The 18,271-nt window shown below is 64.6% G+C and carries 15 protein-coding genes, 1 pseudogene and 3 CRISPR repeat arrays (1 of these 19 running past the window's edge); of the genes and pseudogenes, 4 read left to right on the forward strand and 12 right to left on the reverse strand.

The features are described 5' to 3' along the window. Positions 1-364: 364 nt before the first annotated feature. On the forward strand, positions 365-1,018 hold the full coding sequence (locus AC3EO7_RS27430) for a hypothetical protein (protein WP_435592781.1): 654 nt from the start codon (positions 365-367) through the stop codon (positions 1,016-1,018). Between the two features lie 261 nt (positions 1,019-1,279). Beyond that, positions 1,280-2,697: direct repeats of the CRISPR family, unit length 37 nt; unit sequence GTTGAGATTCTCGCCGAGCCCGGAGGCTCGGCGCTGC. A gap of 144 nt (positions 2,698-2,841) precedes the next feature. Here the strand turns inward: AC3EO7_RS27430 and cas2 are convergent. From cas2 to cas3, 11 genes and pseudogenes are all read right to left on the reverse strand, one after another. Then, a complete protein-coding gene (cas2, locus tag AC3EO7_RS27435) occupies positions 2,842-3,132 on the reverse strand; it encodes a CRISPR-associated endonuclease Cas2 (RefSeq protein ID WP_435592782.1) in 291 nt (96 codons plus the stop codon). Continuing rightward, positions 3,132-4,147, reverse strand: a pseudogene (gene cas1c, locus AC3EO7_RS27440) (type I-C CRISPR-associated endonuclease Cas1c). Before cas1c ends, cas2 begins: the two are co-directional and overlap by 1 nt. Next, on the reverse strand, positions 4,144-4,779 hold the full coding sequence (cas4, locus tag AC3EO7_RS27445) for a CRISPR-associated protein Cas4 (RefSeq protein ID WP_435592783.1): 636 nt from the start codon (positions 4,777-4,779) through the stop codon (positions 4,144-4,146). The pseudogene cas1c and the gene cas4 overlap by 4 nt, the downstream one beginning before the upstream one ends. A 1-nt stretch (position 4,780) precedes the next feature. After that, positions 4,781-5,713 carry a type I-C CRISPR-associated protein Cas7/Csd2 gene (gene cas7c, locus AC3EO7_RS27450; RefSeq protein ID WP_435592784.1) on the reverse strand — a complete coding sequence of 311 codons (933 nt, stop codon included), beginning with the start codon at positions 5,711-5,713 and terminating at the stop codon, positions 4,781-4,783. A 32-nt stretch (positions 5,714-5,745) separates the two neighbouring features. After that, on the reverse strand, positions 5,746-7,614 hold the full coding sequence (locus tag AC3EO7_RS27455) for a type I-C CRISPR-associated protein Cas8c/Csd1 (protein WP_435592785.1): 1,869 nt from the start codon (positions 7,612-7,614) through the stop codon (positions 5,746-5,748). Next, complete coding sequence (gene cas5c / locus AC3EO7_RS27460; RefSeq protein WP_435592786.1) at positions 7,615-8,247, reverse strand: type I-C CRISPR-associated protein Cas5c; 633 nt, start codon at positions 8,245-8,247, stop codon at positions 7,615-7,617. It abuts the gene before it with no gap. Positions 8,248-8,697: 450 nt separating this feature from the next. Then, positions 8,698-8,862 (reverse strand): hypothetical protein, encoded by a 165-nt coding sequence (locus tag AC3EO7_RS27465; RefSeq protein WP_435592787.1) that lies wholly within the window; start codon positions 8,860-8,862, stop codon positions 8,698-8,700. Positions 8,863-9,119: 257 nt separating this feature from the next. Further along, positions 9,120-9,515, reverse strand: coding sequence for a hypothetical protein (locus AC3EO7_RS27470; protein WP_435592788.1), 396 nt, complete (start codon positions 9,513-9,515; stop codon positions 9,120-9,122). A 137-nt stretch (positions 9,516-9,652) separates the two neighbouring features. Beyond that, positions 9,653-10,360, reverse strand: a complete 708-nt coding sequence (locus AC3EO7_RS27475) for a hypothetical protein (RefSeq protein WP_435592789.1) — start codon at positions 10,358-10,360, stop codon at positions 9,653-9,655. Positions 10,361-10,412: 52 nt separating this feature from the next. Beyond that, positions 10,413-10,976: a hypothetical protein gene (locus tag AC3EO7_RS27480; RefSeq protein WP_435592790.1), complete on the reverse strand. Its 564-nt coding sequence runs from the start codon at positions 10,974-10,976 to the stop codon at positions 10,413-10,415. 941 nt (positions 10,977-11,917) lie between these two features. Beyond that, positions 11,918-14,197 (reverse strand): CRISPR-associated helicase Cas3', encoded by a 2,280-nt coding sequence (gene cas3 / locus AC3EO7_RS27485; RefSeq protein WP_435592791.1) that lies wholly within the window; start codon positions 14,195-14,197, stop codon positions 11,918-11,920. Between the two features lie 109 nt (positions 14,198-14,306). Further along, positions 14,307-14,776: direct repeats of the CRISPR family, unit length 37 nt; unit sequence GTTGAGATTCTCGCCGGACCCGGAGGTCCGGCGCTGC. 141 nt (positions 14,777-14,917) lie between these two features. Here cas3 and AC3EO7_RS27490 point away from each other — a divergent pair. The 3 genes from AC3EO7_RS27490 to AC3EO7_RS27500 all read left to right on the forward strand — a co-directional run bounded on the left by AC3EO7_RS27490 (position 14,918) and on the right by AC3EO7_RS27500 (position 17,485). Next, a complete protein-coding gene (locus tag AC3EO7_RS27490) occupies positions 14,918-15,256 on the forward strand; it encodes a transposase (protein ID WP_435592792.1) in 339 nt (112 codons plus the stop codon). Positions 15,257-15,270: 14 nt separating this feature from the next. Then, positions 15,271-16,020, forward strand: coding sequence for an IS3 family transposase (locus AC3EO7_RS27495; RefSeq protein WP_435592793.1), 750 nt, complete (start codon positions 15,271-15,273; stop codon positions 16,018-16,020). A gap of 304 nt (positions 16,021-16,324) precedes the next feature. Next, a complete protein-coding gene (locus tag AC3EO7_RS27500; protein ID WP_435592794.1) occupies positions 16,325-17,485 on the forward strand; it encodes a UDP-N-acetylglucosamine--N-acetylmuramyl-(pentapeptide) pyrophosphoryl-undecaprenol N-acetylglucosamine transferase in 1,161 nt (386 codons plus the stop codon). Positions 17,486-17,546: 61 nt separating this feature from the next. Here the strand turns inward: AC3EO7_RS27500 and AC3EO7_RS27505 are convergent, their stop codons facing one another. After that, positions 17,547-18,125, reverse strand: a complete 579-nt coding sequence (locus AC3EO7_RS27505; RefSeq protein ID WP_435592860.1) for a DegT/DnrJ/EryC1/StrS family aminotransferase — start codon at positions 18,123-18,125, stop codon at positions 17,547-17,549. 64 nt (positions 18,126-18,189) lie between these two features. After that, a CRISPR array of direct repeats spans positions 18,190-18,271; the repeat unit is 37 nt; unit sequence GTTGAGATTCTCGCCGGACCCGGAGGTCCGGCGCTGC; it runs 390 nt beyond the window's last position.

An 18,271-nucleotide genomic window follows, 5' to 3' on the forward strand; every position in this document is an offset into this window, starting at 1 on the left:
AGAGCTACACAGAGTCCGCGACAGCGAGCGTCAACCCACCGTGACCATCGAACTCGGAATGAAAGTAGTCCGTAGCAAACTGATGGCACACAGCAGCAGGCAACGCAGATGCCCCGTCACTGAGGTTGTGCATCTTCCCCAATCACCATCACTCGGATTTGCCAACCAGCAAAACGAAAATCGAAGAAATTAGACGAAGCGGCAACCATGGCGGGTCTTGAAATGGTTCGTGCGACATGAACATTGCGCCCAACGAGGCTCTATCGACCGCTGGTCCGCACCCCTCCCCCATCGCCAGACTCGGCACGGACCTGCCACCTGCAGTACCGCCACCATGAACAGCAGGATGCCGCCGGAGCGCGCCGTGGCCGACAACAAGGTGCCGATCGGACAGCAGCGGGCGGAATCTATGCGCCCACCGCATGAGCCGACCTACCCGGTTTCGGTGGGCCCCCGCACACTGCGCAAGTCGCGCCGCTGGTACGAGCAGCAACTCAGGGCAGGCCTACGGATAGCCGACCTGAACATCGAGCACTGCCTTGTCAGGCTCCAGGAGAAGGGAGGCACCCTCCGATGGCAGCCGATCTCACCAACCTTGATGCGCCACCTCCTCCAACACATCCACCAGCGAGGCGGCACAACCCGAACCGATCGCGTGTTCCGCTACCGCAACGGCCGCGCCATGGGCCGCCGCCGCTACGACACCCTCCATCAACGTCTCCGCACCCACCTTCCCTGGGCCGCCACACTCCAAATAACCGCGCACTGGTTCCGCCACACCACCCTCACCTTCGTAGAACGCGAGTTCGGCATCGCCGTCGCGCGGGCCTACGCTGGCCACACCGCCCCCGGCAGCGGCTCTGGATCCGGATCCACACTCACCTACGTCAAAGCCGGACTGCCCGAGGTGGTCGAAGCACTCGTCGCGATCACCGGCGAACCCCACCCCCTTTCCGGCGTCGACCAACAACCGCCAATCGCTCCATCGGGGATAACCACGGGGATCACGAAAATATAAGCCGCATCACCATAAACGCGCTCGCGCTCGAATTGTGCAATGCGCCGCGGAAACGTACAGGCACGTTCGCTAGCACCCAGAGGCGCAACGCGAATGCAGGTCGACAGAGTCAGCACGGACAGATCGTGCTCGGCCCGCCGAGAGGTCCAGCCAGGCTTCGTCGACGCCGTAGCTGGGCTGATGCCCGGCTTTGACATCCTTGCCGAGCCCAGAGACTCGCTGCTGCGTGATGCAGCCGCTGGTGGATCGACGCGATGTGGAGTTGAGATTCTCGCCGAGCCCGAAGGCTCGGCGCTGCGTAAGCGAGGTAGGCATACGGGTCGCGGGGACGGTCGTTGAGATTCTCGCCGAGCCCGGAGGCTCGGCGCTGCCCGACCATGCCGCGCCGTACATGCCATCGGCGAACACGTTGAGATTCTCGCCGAGCCCGGAGGCTCGGCGCTGCTTGCACTTCTCCGGTTCGGCCCAGAAGGTCACGCAATCGTTGAGATTCTCGCCGAGCCCGGAGGCTCGGCGCTGCCGACATCGGCCGCAGCACCATCTACCGAATCCTGGAGTTGAGATTCTCGCCGAGCCCGGAGGCTCGGCGCTGCGCGGTGGCTATCGCCAGAACGATTGCGGCGATGGTGTTGAGATTCTCGCCGAGCCCGGAGGCTCGGCGCTGCCCGCGGCGAACACATCGGCGGCGTCGCGATCCCACTGGTTGAGATTCTCGCCGAGCCCGGAGGCTCGGCGCTGCCAGATAGCCGTGCGCCTGGCACCCGCCGTGATGGTCGTTGAGATTCTCGCCGAGCCCGGAGGCTCGGCGCTGCGTACGCTCCGGGCCGGTCATCGGTGGGCGCTTAGCGTTGAGATTCTCGCCGAGCCCGGAGGCTCGGCGCTGCACTGGCCGCCGAATGGGATGCCGCACACGCGCAGGAGTTGAGATTCTCGCCGAGCCCGGAGGCTCGGCGCTGCCGATGTCCTGCTCGGTGAGACCGACAGCGCGGCACCGGTTGAGATTCTCGCCGAGCCCGGAGGCTCGGCGCTGCAGTACGGTCCTGGCTGTGCGCATCTACGCAATCGCGTTGAGATTCTCGCCGAGCCCGGAGGCTCGGCGCTGCGGCGTTCGGCGAGAGCGACCACAGCGACCCCGGCAGGTTGAGATTCTCGCCGAGCCCGGAGGCTCGGCGCTGCCTGATCCGGATCGTGTGCGGGAGCGGCCATCAGGGGGTTGAGATTCTCGCCGAGCCCGGAGGCTCGGCGCTGCTCGTCGTTGGCGCCCAAACCCATCCACGACTGGGAGTTGAGATTCTCGCCGAGCCCGGAGGCTCGGCGCTGCGCGAACGCCGCTGATCAGCGTGCGCGCCGACTCTTGGACGTTGAGATTCTCGCCGAGCCCGGAGGCTCGGCGCTGCTTGGCGATGATCGTGTGAGGCCAGCGGGGGATGTTGAGATTCTCGCCGAGCCCGGAGGCTCGGCGCTGCCCCAACCCCGATCGCGGCGTCGCCGCGCGTGGCGCCGTTGAGATTCTCGCCGAGCCCGGAGGCTCGGCGCTGCCCGTTTTCCTCTTCGGCGACGCCTTGGGGGTCGTTGAGATTCTCGCCGAGCCCGGAGGCTCGGCGCTGCTGCGGCCGGGGTGATGCCGCCGGGTCGCCGGTGAGTTGAGATTCTCGCCGAGCCCGGAGGCTCGGCGCTGCCCTGGATGGCCTGCAGTGTTGTTCGCACGCTCCAGTTTTGGTGTGTGATGCGTCGTTGTTGGGTGTCTGTTCGCCCAGGTCGGTACTGCAGAACCTTCCAGGGAATTTGGTCGCGCCTGGGGTTCCGAAGCGACTCGACACCGCTTACAGGACCAGTGGCCCATCGTGGGGAGGGTTCACGGACGCACCGCGGTGCCGGGCGTTGGCGAAGGTGCCTTGATCGAGTTGATAGATGCGAATGCTATCTCGGCTGCGGTCGACCGCGGCGTCGAGCGCAGCTTCGAGCCGAAGCCGCGTCACGGGTGTACATGTGACTTCGAAGACCGATTTCTGCACTCGGTGGCCGTAGCCTTCGCATATTCGGGCAACCTTGCGCAGCCTTGCGGCACCTTCGGGGGTAATGGTTTCGACGTCGTATGTGATGAGCAGTTCCATCAGGACACCGTCCAGGGTATGTAGCTGTCGGTGTCGCCGCGCAGGTGACGTGCGAGCAGCCGCGCCTGTACGAGAGGTATTGCCGCGGCTGGCATTTCGCGATCGAGATAGCAGTGGCGCCAGTTGCGTTCACGCGCGAGCGACCATTGCTCGAGGAAGTACTTACGTCCGGTGTCGGTCAGCTGAACTTGTCCACCCGGCAGGGTCTCGGTGTAGGTCGATTTGATTTGCCCTCGGTTTGTGAGGGTGAGGACGAGCCGGTCGACCAGCAACGGTCGTAGCTCTTCCATCATGTCCAGGGCCAGTGCGGGTTTGGCGGGACGGATGCCGTGCAGGTAGCCGATATACGGGTCCAGCCCAACGGTTCGAGGGCACCGTGGACCGCGGTGCGGAGCATGCCGTACCCGAAGGACAGCAGGCAGTTCAGCGGGTCGGTGGGTGGGCGCCGATTCCGGCCTGGTTGCGCCGAAGGCGCCAGGGCCGGCATGGATTGGAAATAGTCGCGGGCTGCCCGGCCTTCGATGCCACGGGTTTCATCCAGCGTCTCCGCGTCGCGGAGCAAGGTCAGTGCGGTTGCGTGGCGGTCTGCGATATCACGCAGGGTGGTGTGGCGTTGCCCGGAAAGATCGCGGGCGCTGCGCAGCAGGAGTTGGCGATAGTTGTGAAGCTTGCCGGCCACCATCGCTTTGGACAGTTCGAGGCGTGCGGTCGGGTTGTCGTGCGCGCGGACTTGCGCGATGCGCAGGTGTGGATTTCCGCTGACGGGTCCGGACACCCGTGCGAGGAATCTGCCGTTGCGGGTCAGCCACGTCACGCCTCGGCCGTCGGCTGCGCACCGGTGCATCAGGTCGTCGGTGACGGTGACACCGTTGAACACGACGATCTCATCGAGCCTGACCAACGGGAGGAGGTGTCGTCCTGGACGGTCCGGGTGATATACCCGCAGAGCGTCGCCGTCGAGGTGAAGACTGGTCCCTGCTGTAGTGACGTACAGGGTCTTCAAGACTTCGCTCATGGACAGTCTCCCGAGTCTCGCGGAGTGAAGAGATCGACCGCGCTCTGAGGGCGTGTTTCTGGAATGCAGCCAGGGCGCAGTGAGCAACGAAGGCAGCGCCGATCGTTGACCGGCTTGGGCACGGTGCCCTCGAGAACCGCCCGACGAAGGTCATCGACAGCGGACCGTACTGCGCATTCCATCTCGTCATCGACGAGGACGATGTGGTGTTTTCGGTCCCGGCCAGCGAATATCTCTCCGTGGGGCACACTGTCGCCGAACATTTCCCGCAGGCATAGAACCTGTGCGGCGACTTGGAGATCAGCAGGACCACCCGGTCGGTAGGTCCCTGACTTGTGTTCGACGGGTACAGGCCCTTCGGCGGTCCAATGCACGGTGTCGCAGATTCCGTGGATCCCCAAACGCTGGCTGTGCACAGGCAGCGACCGCCAGATCCGCGCCCCATGCCGTCCGGTGAGCACACCGCCTCGATCGACTGCTTCGTGGGCTAGATCCCCGCGAACGGTGTCGACGTTGGATTCGAAATACGATTCCTGCCAGATGAGTACCGCTTGCCGAGGACAGTAGGCGTGATGCTCCAGAGCTGAGATCGGCACGCTCCACCGATCCTCGGCAGCGGACTCGGCAAGCATGTCAGTTGAAGACCTGGTGATAGGTGATGCCCGCGGGAAGGTCGTTGGTATCGACCGTCACGTCGTAGTCGCCGAAGCATCGAGGGCTGCGCTCTTCCTCTGCATCCCCCGCAGGCACCGCCCTAATGCGTTCGACGAGTTTCTGGGCTGGGGCGTTGCCGAAGGTGTTGTCGTGGCTGAAGACATGCAGTCCTCGGGCGGTCATGCGGCCGCGGGCGGCGGAGGCGTCGTGGTCGAACATCATCTCCATCACCTGATACAGCAGTTCGAAGTCCTTGGTGTCGACACCGGTCTGGGCACCGCGGGCAGCCGAGTAGCTGATCTCGACCCGGTACAGGGCATACGGCACCGTCCACTTCGAGCCCATTTCGGTGCGCTCGCCGTCGTCGATGTCTTCCTGGCGAGTTTGGGTGACGCGAGTGATGGCGTGCTCTGTGGGGGTGATCGGATCGATCGAACGGGCCATCCCGAACTGCAGAGGCCCGCGGATCGCACCAAGGGCGTTGGTTTCGCCGGTGGAAAGCACCGCGCCGAACAACCGGATGTCGGCGTAGCGGTCGCACAGCCACGCCCTGGCAGCTTGTGCTTGTTCGGGTGTCAGTTTCGCTTTGGTCTTGCCACCTTTCTTGGTGTCCTTGTCACGTTCGACACCGGTCGCCGACAACGATTCGACCAACCGGGTGTTGAGCGCATGCCCCGCCTCGACGAAGATGCCGTAGCGCGGGTGTCCTGCGGCGGCCAGGGCGAGGGTGTCGCGGAACTTCCGTTTGATCGCGACGTCGGTGACCAAGCCGTGTCCTGTGTAGATGTCGGTGCGGGGCTGGTTGCCGGCGTCGGGGTCTCCGTTGGGGTTGCCGTCGGTGACGTCGAACAGGAAGACCATGTCGTGGCGGACGGTCGGGTCGAGGTGCGCCGGGAGGTTCGCGGTTGTCATTGATCGTGGTCCTGTCTGGGAAGGGGTGGTGGTCACTTCTGCTCGTCGCTGCCGCGGGCCGTGCCGTTGGCACGGGCAGCAGCGATTTGGTGCGCGAGCTGGTGGTGGTAGCCGAGGATGAACTGTTCCTGCTGGCGCAGGGTGTTGCGCACCGGCGCACCGCCGTGATGGTCGAGCAGCTCATACAGTGCGGTCAGCTGTTGAATGTGTGCGTACCCCGCGCCGCTGCTGCGGCGACGCAGTTTGGTAATCCACGCGGTGGCTTGTTTGCGCCCTTGGACGAGAACTGGGCGCGGGGTGTCGATCGCCCGCCGCAGGAATCGGTCACCGAAGGTGGAATTCACTTCCCGTCGCACGTCGCTGTCAGCGAGCGTGGCTTCCTGCGGCACCGACGATTTCGGTGTCGGCCGATGCGCGGCGCGTTGGGTCGCCTCCAAGGCGGCGAACAATCGTCCCGCGACGTAGGCGGGTTCTGTACAGGTCTCATCCAGCGACATCGGGATCCTGATCTCCTTGTCCGGGTAGCTATGTCGAATCAATGCCAGTCGAGCCAGTGCCGCGCGCCTGTCATCGATGCGACCGTCGTTGCGCACACGATGGATCAGGTGAGCGCGCAACGACATCGGCACTGGGCGAGCGAGGACTGCGACTTGCAGTAGCTGATGAACGACGTCGTCGGGTCGGTCGGCATTCTTCGCGCCGAATGGCCGGTACCCGTTTGCTTTGCTGTCCCACCGACCAAGTGCCGCGGCGAGGCCCGGCACACCGTGTATCCATCTGCCAGCGGGGATTTCGATACCGTTCGCCAGGGAGTACGGCGCATCATGGCGCGGGGTGTTCTTGTGGTCGGCGAACCAGGCCAGGACGTTGGAGTCGTGACTGACCTCGTCGCCTTCACGGGTCGCTAGTGCGATGTCGATGAACTCACGGACCATGATCCGAGCGACGTTGCCGCCCACCGCGAGCCAGCAGAACCGGCCCTGTAACCGCTGTGCGGGCTGTCCCCGGTGCACCGCCGCGAACAATTGCTCGACCTCGTCCGGGTTTGGGTCTAATACGAGGTCGAGGTGGTCGAGTTCGTCGGTGCCGCTCACCCACCACGCCAACCGGGTGTTCTGGCCAGGGAAGGTGACGCTGTGCCGAGACGACAGGATCGAGGTCAACCCAGCCATGAGGTCATCAGCACAGCCCAAGCAGACCGGAATATGGGTGAGTTGTTCGGACAGGTCGTAGCCGAACACCCGCTCGTTGACGCTGACCAAAGCCGCGTCGTTGCTGGCCCCAGGCACCAGCGATCCAGGGACTTTCGCCGGGATGGTGTTGGCCAGCGCCGATTCCTGTCCGCAGATCATGCACAACCCGACCCGGCCGCTGCCCTTGCGTTGGCCGACCTGCTCGCACCAGAACTGCGCGACGCTGGGGCTTTCGTGGACGTAGCGGCCGTCCACGGCGATCACCACCCCGTCCTTGGCACGCACCCCGTCCGGACGAACCAGAGAACCGAGGACACCGGACCGATACACCTGCATCAGCACATGCGGCATCCGATCGACCTCGACGGAAACCGTTGCCGCCCACTGCTCGATCAATCCGACGAACGCCACGTGACATTGCGCGACCCGCGCTGGATTGCTGTCCTCATCCGGCCACCCCAGTACGTACTGGATGTCATCAGCGCCCAGATTCGGGGAAACCCCCACTGTTCGGGTCGACGACGGCACCAGATGCACAATGCCGCGCTTGGGCCGGTCCGGGTCCGGGGTCGGTATCAGTGCGGCGGTGAACACTCCATCGCGGCCGGTGCGCACGTCCAGCTTCCACCGGCACTCTCGTTCACGATGAAACCCCGGCACTCCTTCGGAATGCTCGCGTGCGTAGGCGGTCAACCGCTCCAACAGCATTCAGATCACCCCGAGCTCGTCCGCGTCGATACCGCGGCGAGGAACCTGCAGCACACCGTGGTCCAGGCGCGCATGGAACCAGCTCGAGCGCCTCGGCGTGGCCGAGTAGTCGATGCTGTGCAACATCACTCCCAGATCAGCCGACATCGCAATCGGCGCGGCATCATCAGGGTCGGAAAACGCCGCCGGGAACTCCCGTGTGCCCAGGAACGGCTGGCTGAAGCACTGGCCCTTACTCACACGGCGCCGTAGCTGAGCCTGATACGCAGCAACCTGCTTGTCCGCATGCGGAAGAGGATCGATCTGCGCATGGATTCGATACGCGACATCCCTCAAACACACCGCATTCCGCTGTACCCGATGCGCGACCGTGTCGACAGTTCGCGAACCCGACGCCGCCTCCGACAGCGACACCAGATCCGAGGTCTCGTTACGACGCAGCGCGAACGTCTTCACCGGTTTCAACACCTCGATCCGACTAACCCGGTACACGAACTCCGGCTTCCAATAGATCGCGGTCAACACACCAATAGCCGCGGTCGGCGTCATCACCGAATAGGTCAACCGCTCAGCCGACAACCCCGGCCGCGTAAACAACGCACCCGGACCCCACACCTGGACAACCAGACTCATACCCACCCCTTTCAAATCGCTCTCCACAGAGCTCATTACGAAGAAGGACGCTGCCCTTGCGCTCGCATCGTGCACCACCCCACCGACAAGTTCAGCCGACCACACGACACCGCGGTCAGACCCGGTCAAGCACGCCACCCAGGACGAGATCGCCACTGCGTCGTCACTGATAGATCGAAATACCGGTGCAGCCGGGTGAACAGCCAGTCCGCAATGATCTTGGCCGCGACGATCTGCCCAACCCGCGCCCACAAGTGAGGCCCTTCATTTCATCGTCGCTCACAGCCGGGCCGATCATGTTCACGCCCGATCATCAGACACTCCCTTCATCAGAGCTGACCTGAAGCCCGCCAAAGAGTACATCCAACAGAACACCAGCACCGCGAATTTCGCGCCTAAATACACTGCGCAGCAGTGCTTTTCAGTACCGGTCGGTCGACTTCGAGCCGATTAGCCTCGACCTTCGTCGGGCCCGCCCCCGGCGTGATGGGGTTCGGATTTGATTTTCACTACTCGCTTGGCCTCGACCAGGGTGAAGCCGAGCGAGCACTGCACCGATTGGGCGTGACAGTAGGCCACGAACTCGTTGGAGTCACCGCTGGCGTCGTTGCTCACCAACACCTTCCGCCCGACCCGGCATTTCGGTTGCGACGGCAGCGAAACCAGCGCGGCGGCCAGGACCTGCTTGTGATCGGCGGCGGCGTTGGTCCGGCGTCAACTGCCAGCGACGGGTACCACGACCCGAACCTCCCCGCCGGGAAGGTGCCCTTGACCAGCGAAAACGCAATCCTCAGAACGTCGAATTATCCTAGGTCAGAGCATCTTTCGCTCATCGCCGACGCGAAGCGCCGGAGATGCATGAATGGGTGAGGCTAGACGCCGCGAAATTCTATGTGGACGACCCGAAGGTTCTCGTCCCGCACATCGACAGTGACTTCGCGAATCATCACCTTTCCCGCCGACGAGGTGAACCACGCTTCTTGGCCTCGCTCCACCCGAGGCGACGATTCCAGCGGTGGCCCGGCGATCGTCTTCTGGAGGTAAGGCGGATCGCGATGGCTGAGCACATCGGGGAACCGGGATTGCTCCAGCATCAGGGCGAGGTCGGCGGGGGAAGTTTCCACCGCGATCTGATATTTTCGGTCCCGAATGATTTCGCGCCTGACCAGCAGCACCTCAGCGTTCGCCGGCAGGACCCACCCGCCGTATTCGGTTGCCTCCCGCAATAATTCCGGGCTGGTCGACTCCTCGACATCGGGCACCATCATCCGATCGACGGCGTGGTCGACCGCGCGACCGCACCCGTACAGCCCGAGCAAAACCAGCAGGCACAGCGCCAGCGCCCACGCTGCCCACACCCGCCACCGGCCTCGCCTGGTATCCCGTTCACCGGCTGGGTTAGATGTCATCGCGGAGTCCCTGTTCCACTCGGCGCGGGCAGGTTCAGATCGCCCACCGGTGGCAGATCTCCCACGTAGCGTTTGACCGTAGACGAGCCGATCATATCGAATTCCTTCGCCAGTCCCGCGGTATGCAGGGCGCCGAGCTCACGATCGGTCCACGTGAATCCACCGATATCGGTTGTCTTGCCGCCGTCCCAATTGTATCGATCGTACAGGTGGCATTGATAGTCGAGCTCGATGCGATACGGTGCACTTTCACCGGTCAATTTCTCGATTCTGACCGCTCCGCATACAGTCGTTTCTACCGAGCCGATCGCCAGATACCAGTCTCGGTCGGCGAACGTATACTCTGTCCACTCCAGCTGGAAAGATGCCGTGATGAACTGTTCTGTCGTGATACCGCCGATACGCTTCGCGATGTCGGAAACTCGCAAGGTTACGGATCTGTCGAACAGAATCTTCAACCCCGGATCATCATGCATGATCCGGTCAGGATCCAACGTTAGGGTTGTGCCTGTATTCGCGAGATAGTGTTCCAAATGGTCGGCGGCGTTGGTCAGTCCTGCGGCATCGGCTGCGGCGGTCGCGTAGATCATGGTGTCGAAGAACTTCAAATCATCATACCGGCTGTACAGCGGCTGCGAACCGTGCGCGCCTTGACCCGGATCAGGCGGCGGCGTGGGCGGCATCCCGGGCAATTCGATCGCCATCTACGCCGCCCGCCAATTCCACGGACGCCCCGCACAGCAGCCGACAGCGCCGTCAGAATACAGAATCAACGCGATCCTCCCACCACATATTGTCACCGTATCCAAACCTCCGAGCACCCAAATCTACGGTGACCTTCTCCGGAATATCGAATTCACTGGGGTTGAAGGACGGTATCGTCCGCCCCGGCGCATAGTCCAATGTCGAAGAGAGCTTGTCGATCATCGTCTGAATCTGCTGCTGGCGCGAGACAGCTGATGTCTCGAGCGCGTCAAGGGCTGCGACGATCTCCGCTCTGATCGCTTCACTGATCGGTTCGTTGATATGTGACGCCCACCCGCCGAGCGGAAAGGTTGCGCCAAGAAAGGTCATCGGCTGCAGGATCTTTTCGCACAGGTCCGCCGCTTGGTTGTAAACCAAACGTTCGATGTAGGCGCCACCATTCTCGAGAATCTTGGACACCGCATCGAGATCGAGGCTCCTGGCGCTGGCCGATTGCCCCAGATTGTTCGAGCTCACCCCGAACGACTGTGCGGCATCCCCCGACCAACTGCCCTGCAACCACTTGGTGCCGTTGATGAGGTTTTCCGAGGTGACATAGTCGTTGATTCCGAGCATGCCGATCCCGCTTGCCGATCGCTTGCAGCGATTCCCAGTCCGCCGCCAACGGTGAAAGTAGGTCGACTGTCGGCTTGACTCCGATCGCCGCGCTCAGTCGTTCGTCGTAGACAGAGACCAATCCGATCGCCGATTCGACGACCTGCCGGACGGTGTATGGGTTCTCCGGTACCGCTGGAAGACTGGGAAGTTGCAGTCCGCCGAAACGGCTGACACCTTGACCCGCGCCGACGGCCCACGATGTACCCACACCACCCAAATCGTTCGATGCCGCGGAGATCGCCGTCGCAATCGCTTCGTCGGTCGACCCGAATCGAGTCGCCACGGTGGACAAATTCGTACCAAGGTCACCGATGGCGGTCGCTTCGGCCTCGAGGGCCGCGGCGACCGCACTGCGAAACTTTTCCACAGATGGCGCGAGTGTCGCGAGCAGCCCCGTGGACCCCGTAGGCAGAGCTAGTCCCGGCAGCAAGCGCGAGGCATTCGAGGCCGAGCAGGTTCCCAGCTCCACGAGATCCACGGTGAATCCGGCGACGCTCGGCAGCTCTACCGACAGGTCAGCCACGCCGACTCCACGACACCCGAGCGACAACCCCGGCCGATGCCGTCTCATCGTGCACAAATGCATTGCTACACATGAACATTGCGCATACCCCCTTCCAGCGGGAGTGTACACGGTCAGCCGACCAGCAGGTCCGGCGGCAGCCGAGCCGTCGAATCCGAAAATGCTGGGCTCGCAGCGCAACACCGACGGGTCCGAGACGCCACTCTCTCCCAATTTCTGGCCCTCAGACCGAGTTGCGGTGAAAACGCGAGGTGAGACGGCGAACGCCGCATGGCTCAGCGTCCGGCGTTCACGCATTGCCAGTTCAGCACTGATCTTGAGATTCTCGCCCGGTACATCCGAGCGCTGTGTAGGGCCGCGAGGCTGTAGCCCCTGGTCAGAATACTGACGTCAGCTCGGCCTCATCGAGTCCGACGCCGCGCGCGGTGGCACTGGCCCAGTCGTAGGTACCGCGCCACCGCCCGAGGTCGCCGGTGACCGGTTCGATCAACGCCGCAACATCGGCGCGCCGAGCCAGATCACCTCGCAACTGCACAATCCATGGCTGTAGTGCCCGCAACGCCTCGCTCGCCCGGACCGTTCCCGCGGCGAGCTCCCCCGTCAGCCGCTCGACGTGCCTGGCATTCGCTGTGTCGGCCACGACCACGGGAACCGTGTCCTCATCGATCATCCGGAATGCCTTCGTCCGGTCACGCGCAGCACTTCTCATCGCGTCGATAAGCGGTCCGTCAGCGACAGCGCGGAAATCCAGTTCCTCACGGTGTTTTTGGATCAGCTGCCCGACCGGGGTCCGCGTGTAGCTGCGTGCGCGGCGATCGAGCCCGAGGTCCTGATACAGCTCCTCGTAGTATCGAGCCAGCGCCAGTTGGTCATCCAACTGCGCACCGTCGGGCCCGAAGTGGCGGACTGTCAGCCCACATGCCTGCGCGTACTCAGCGGGTCGGTTCCCATCGGCAGGATCGAAGACCACCACCAGACCCTGTTCGCGTTCACCGTGGCGGTTCGCACGCCCCGCCGCCTGCTGCAACGAGTCCGCCGGCGCCAAGGCCCGCCACACCACCGGGAAGCTCAAGTCCACACCAGCCTCTACCAGCTGGGTCGACACCACCACCGTCGACAACCCCGCGGCCAATCGAGCCTGCACCGTCGCCAGCACCGCACGTCGATGCTGCGGACACATCCGTGTCGACAAATGCCACACGTCCTCGCGCGCCTGCGCCACCAACCGGTACAAACCGCGAGCATCGGCGACCGCGTTGACCACCACCATCACCTGGGGCTCTACCGCCACCTCATCGGCGATCTCCTGCCATGACGGCTTCGGGTCCAAACGCCACTCATAACGCACCCGGCGAGCACTGTCGAACAACGGTTGCGGCTCTGCGATGACCTCGGTGATCCGAACCCGATCCCGCGTCGCCGAATTCTGCCACACCGACAACGCCTGGAACTGCGGCTGCGTCGCCGAAGTCAACAACACCGTCGTACCGAAATCCTCAGCCAGCGTCCGCAACCCACTCAGAATCGGCAACAGCAACCGCGGCGGGAGCGCTTGAACCTCATCCAGGATCACCACCGCCCCGGCCAGCCGATGAACCTTGCGCACCTGCGAAGGCCGCCGCCCGAACAACGACTCGAACAACTGCACCGTCGTCGTCACCACGAACGGCGCATCCCAGTTCTCCGCAGCCAACCGCGACCACCCATCGCGGCCGCCGTCTTCCTCGCCTTCGTCGAAGCGGACACCCGAATGGTGCTCCAACACCACCGGTTTCGTCTCGTCGTCCAAAAGGCGCCGGTAGACATCGGCATTCTGCTCGGTGATCGTCACAAAGGGCACCGCCACGATCACACGCGACTTCCCCCACCTCGCCGCATGACGAAACCCAAACACCCCCTGCGCGAACGTCTTACCCAACCCAGTCGGTGCCGCAAGCCGAAACAAGCCAGGGCGCTCCTCCGCAGCCGCTACCGCCGCCCGGTACACCTCCGACCGCAACCGGCCCACCCCATCGGCCTGCTCCTCACCGATCATCGCCGCACGCCGCCGCTCGAACCGTCGCACCAACTCGGCCATATCCGCCGCCGCGCCAACCTGCGGACCCAGCAACCCCCGCCGATGAGCCGCGGTATCCAGGTGATCGGCATCCACCAACGCCGAAAACACAAGCCGCAGCCGCATCTCCTCCACCAACTTCTCCGGCACCCTCGACCACCGTGTCGCGAACAACCCCCGCCCCAACATCACCCCGGACGCCTCGGGCACCTCCCGGAAAAGCCGAGCCAGCACCTCACCGTCATTCACACCATCGGGGTCCAACCACACCTGCTCCAACGCCGCCGGGCTCGCCATACCCCCGTGATGCCCTAGCACCGCCAACGCAGCGAGGCCTGCGACCTCACGCAGCGCACGTGCCCCAACCTCCTTGTGCGGCACCCCCACCCGCCCCTCAGTGGCCTCGACCTCGATCAACCTACGCTGCCACACACACCCCGCCTTGCCCGCATCGTGAAACAACCCCAACACATACGCCAACTCCCCGGCCCCGAACACAGACGCAAACCGCCCCGCCCACAACGCCGTCGACCGCGAATGCTCATCCAAGCCATGACGAACACCCGACACTTCACTACAGCTATGCGCCCACAAAGTCACCCGAACAAGCTAACCCGCGACCTCAATCCCCGAAGCGACTCCAGCCCCGCCGGACCCGGAGGTCCGGCGCTGCCAGGTCGTAGGCGAGACCTTCGCTCATCGCGAACTGGTTGAGATTCTCGCCGGACCCGGAGGTCCGGCGCTGCACCGTCGGTGGTGAGGTACTGGGCGTGTTCGTCCCAGTTGAGATTCTCGCCGGACCCGGAGGTCCGGCGCTGCGTTCAAGGTCGCCGGAGCCGTGATGCTGCTGTGGTTGAGATTCTCGCCGGACCCGGAGGTCCGGCGCTGCTTCAGGCCCTGGGCGTGCTCCTTGCCGCCACCGCTGTTGAGATTCTCGCCGGACCCGAAAGTCTGGCGCTGCGCCCGCGCATGATGCAACCCAAACCCGCCTGCGCGTTGAGATTCTCGCCGGGTCCAGAGGTCCGGCGCTGCTGTCGGCGACCGGGTCGGCACCACCGTCCGGGGAATGTTGAGATTCTCGCCGGACCCTGAGGTCCGGCGCTGCCCGTGGCGATCTACTACTACCAGAAGCTCACCATGCAGTTGAGATTCTCGCCGGACCCTGAGGTCCCGCGCTGCCCCGGATGATCTGCACTTATGCTCCACGAGACAGTACACCGACCAATGAACGACAACGTCATCGACGTGGTCTGCCCACGTCGCCAGTGGGGTTCCCCTGGAGTAGTGGACATCTGAGATAGCGGGACCGATGGTCCCTGGATGTTCACCATGCCTCGTCCGCGTCGATCGTATTCGCCTGAATATCGCGTGGAAGCGGCGCATCGGGTGATCGATTCCGGCCGGCCGGTGCGGGAGATCGCCCGTGAGCTGGACGTGCACGAGAACCTGCTGCACAAGTGGGTGCGCGAGGAACGCCGCCGTATGGCCGCGGCCGGCCAGACGGGTGGTCGTGCTCTGGATGACGGTGGTGGCCAGCCACTTTCAGCCGATGAGCGCGCGGAATTGGTGCGGTTGCGGGCGAAGGTCGCCGAGCAGGCCAAGGACATCGTGTTCCTGGAAAAAGCCTCGGCGTACTTTGCGGCACGGCATCCAAAGTGAGCAGGTTCGAGCTCATGGCTGCGGAGTGCGCCGGTCTCGATGTGACCCGGATGGCCGAACTGCTCGGCGTCTCGACCTCTGGCTACTACCGGTTCCTGCAGGTCCGTGCCAGCGCGGAGCCGTCGGTGCGGCTGCAGCGGCGCCGGGATCTGGAGGTGAAAATCCTTGCCCACCACCGTGCCTCGAACGGCACCTACGGATCGCCCCGGATCACTACAGACCTGCTCGCCGAAGGCGAACAGGTATCGAAGAACACCGTGGCCGCGATCATGGCCGATCTCGGGGTCGAGGGCATCAGCCCACGCTCGTTCAAGACCACCACCATCGCCGATCCAGCAGCATCGTTCCCGCCGGATCTGGTCGGGCGTCGCTTCGACCGTGGTCGGCCCGACCTGGTCTGGTCCTCGGATATCACCTACCTGAGCTGCGGTGAGGGCGAGATGTTCCTGTGTGCGATCCGCGACGAACATTCCCGGCGTGTACTGGGTTGGGCAGTCGCCGACCATATGCGCGCCGAGTTGGTCGTGCACGCGGTGGACCGGGCCGTGTTCGTCCGTGGCGGCCGCTGCCGCGGCACGATTCTGCACTCCGACAGAGGCAGCCAATACACCGCTGCCGCGACCGCCGAAGCCTGCGCCCGGCACGGCTTGCTCCGCTCGGCAGGAGCCACCGGGATCTGCTGGGACAACGCCGGCGCGGAATCGCTGTGGTCGACATTCAAGCACGAGTGCTACTACCGGCGCACCTACGCCACTAAGACGTAATTAGTTGCCGCAGTTGACAATTGGATGACCTTCTACAATCATCGGCGGCGACACTCGGCGATCGGGATGCGCTCACCGATCGACTACGAGCAGTCCCTCAAAACCACCCCCGAAGCAAGCTAACCTTGTCCACTTTTTCGGGGGAACCCCAGAGGTTGTCGTTGTCAGTTTTAAGTCGCCTTCGGTGATCTTCGAAGTCGTGTTCAGCGCAGCCCTGGTTTCGGTGGCTGACCGCTGCTAACGCCGGTGCTGCCGATCCGTGGAGTCGGCCGTCGCGGCGGTCGGGCCACATACGATCACAGGTGTGGCTGACAAGCTTCGGGTTGTGCTCACCGGCGGCGGTACTGGCGGGCATGTCTTTCCTGCCCTGGCGGCGGCGCGGGAACTACGTGAGTTGGCCGGTCCGGTCGAGTTGTTGTGGATCGGTCAGGCTGGGTCGCTCGAGCAGCGCACCGCCGAGGCCGACGGTATCGCGTTCACCGCGGTGCAGGTGGGCAAGATTCGGCGCGACCGCAACCCGCTGGCCATGCTCAGCCGGGTAAACCTGACCGACATGGGGCGAGTCCCGGTCGGTGCGGTGCAGGCGGTGCGGGCACTGTCGGCGTTCAAGCCGGACGTCGTACTGGCCACCGGCGGGTTCGTCGCGGTGCCGGTCGGGCTGGCGGCGCGGTTGCTGCGTGTCCCGCTGGTGGTGCACGAACAGACGGTCGGTCTCGGGCTGGCGAACCGAGCCCTGGCCAATGCTGCAACGAGGATCGCGCTGACGAGCGAGGCCAGCATTGCCCTGCTGAGCCCGCGAGCACGCGCCCGTGCGGTCGTCACGGGCAACCCGATTCGGGCTTCGATCATGGGCGGTGATCCGGTCCGGGCACGCAGCGAAGTCGGGGCGGGTTTCGATCCGGGGTTGCCGACGGTCTATGTCACTGGCGGTGCTCAGGGTTCGCAGGAGATCAACGGCGTGGTCGCGGAGCTGCTGGGGTGGATGTTGGAGCGGGCCAACATCGTTCATCAGGCTGGGCCTGCGAATGTCGAGGCGATGCACGCCGCGGCCGCCGACCTGCCTGCCGAGCTGGCCGCCCGCTATCACGTGACCGGGTTCGTGGCGGGCGACCTGGTGGCCGACGTGCTGGCGTTGGCTGATGTGGTGATCAGCCGTAGCGGCGCGGGAACGGTCGCGGAGCTGACCGCGGTGGGCCGGGCGGCGGTGTTGTTGCCGTTGGCGTCCTCCGCCGGTGGGGAGCAGGCCAGGGCAGCGCGGATGTTGTCGGAGGCGGGGGCCGCGGTCACGGTGGGCGGGCCGGTTACTGCCGAGGCGGTGCGTTCGGTGGTGGCGCCGCTGCTGGCCGATCCGGCTCGGCGGAAAGCTGTTGCGGTGCGGGCGGCTGAGCTCGGTCGCCCGGATGCGGCGGTGGCGCTGGCGCAGGTGGTGGCGGCCGCAGGTGGTGTCTCCGCGGCCGCCCGGTAGTCCAGTGGTCAGTGCAGTGCGGTCCTGAGCGTGTCCACCACGGTGAGGACGTCGTGTTCGGTCATCGCGGGTGGAACGGTAGCGAAAGCAGCTGGCGGGCGGTGGTTTCGGTCGCCGGTAGTGGTCGGGGCCGGGTCCATCGCAGGAACGCCGGTTGGGTGTGGTTGGGCGGGTAGTGGACGCCGACAGCGATTCCGGCGTCGGTCATTTGCGCGAACACCGTGTCGCGGTCGGGTACCCGCACGACTGGGTGGAACGGGATGGTGTGGTCGATATCGAGGTCGATGGGCCGGACGCCGTCGATGTCGGCGAGGGCGTGGGCGTAGGCCCGCCACAGCGTGATCCGGCGGTCGGCGACGATGTGGTGGCGACGCTGTTGGACCCTCCCGACCGCGGCGTGGACGGCGGACAGGTGGTACGGCAGCCCGGCTCGGTCGACTGAGTAGTGGGTGGTGTGAAAACCATTGCGGACCAGGGAGGTTGGTTGAGATTCTCGCCGGACCCGGAGGTCCGGCGCTGCCGGCGCGTTCGGGGTCGCGCCGAGCTTGTCGGCGTGGACGTTGAGATTCTCGCCGGACCCGGAGGTCCGGCGCTGCAGCGGCCAGCGGGCGATTAGGGCGCCAATGCTCCTCGTTGAGATTCTCGCCGGACCCGGAGTCCGGCGCTGCGCCGATCATCCGACAACCACCTGCGTCGACGACCGGGTTGAGATTCTCGCCGGACCCGGAGGTCCGGCGCTGCATGTGCGGTGGCAGGCGATGCGGCACGGACCGAACCGGTTGAGAT

The organism is Nocardia sp. bgisy118 (genome assembly GCF_057708605.1).

Excerpts from the sequence above, each read along its gene's own strand:
- cas7c (WP_435592784.1), bottom strand. The coding sequence starts at position 5,713 with ATGACAACCGCGAACCTCCCGGCGCACCTCGACCCGACCGTCCGCCAC.
- cas4 (WP_435592783.1), bottom strand. The coding sequence starts at position 4,779 with ATGCTTGCCGAGTCCGCTGCCGAGGATCGGTGGAGCGTGCCGATCTCA.
- AC3EO7_RS27475 (WP_435592789.1), bottom strand. The coding sequence starts at position 10,360 with ATGGCGATCGAATTGCCCGGGATGCCGCCCACGCCGCCGCCTGATCCG.
- AC3EO7_RS27470 (WP_435592788.1), bottom strand. The coding sequence starts at position 9,515 with ATGATGGTGCCCGATGTCGAGGAGTCGACCAGCCCGGAATTATTGCGG.
- AC3EO7_RS27480 (WP_435592790.1), bottom strand. The coding sequence starts at position 10,976 with ATGCTCGGAATCAACGACTATGTCACCTCGGAAAACCTCATCAACGGC.
- AC3EO7_RS27455 (WP_435592785.1), bottom strand. The coding sequence starts at position 7,614 with ATGCTGTTGGAGCGGTTGACCGCCTACGCACGCGAGCATTCCGAAGGA.
- AC3EO7_RS27495 (WP_435592793.1), top strand. The coding sequence starts at position 15,271 with ATGGCTGCGGAGTGCGCCGGTCTCGATGTGACCCGGATGGCCGAACTG.
- AC3EO7_RS27490 (WP_435592792.1), top strand. The coding sequence starts at position 14,918 with ATGTTCACCATGCCTCGTCCGCGTCGATCGTATTCGCCTGAATATCGC.
- cas2 (WP_435592782.1), bottom strand. The coding sequence starts at position 3,132 with ATGGAACTGCTCATCACATACGACGTCGAAACCATTACCCCCGAAGGT.
- cas5c (WP_435592786.1), bottom strand. The coding sequence starts at position 8,247 with ATGAGTCTGGTTGTCCAGGTGTGGGGTCCGGGTGCGTTGTTTACGCGG.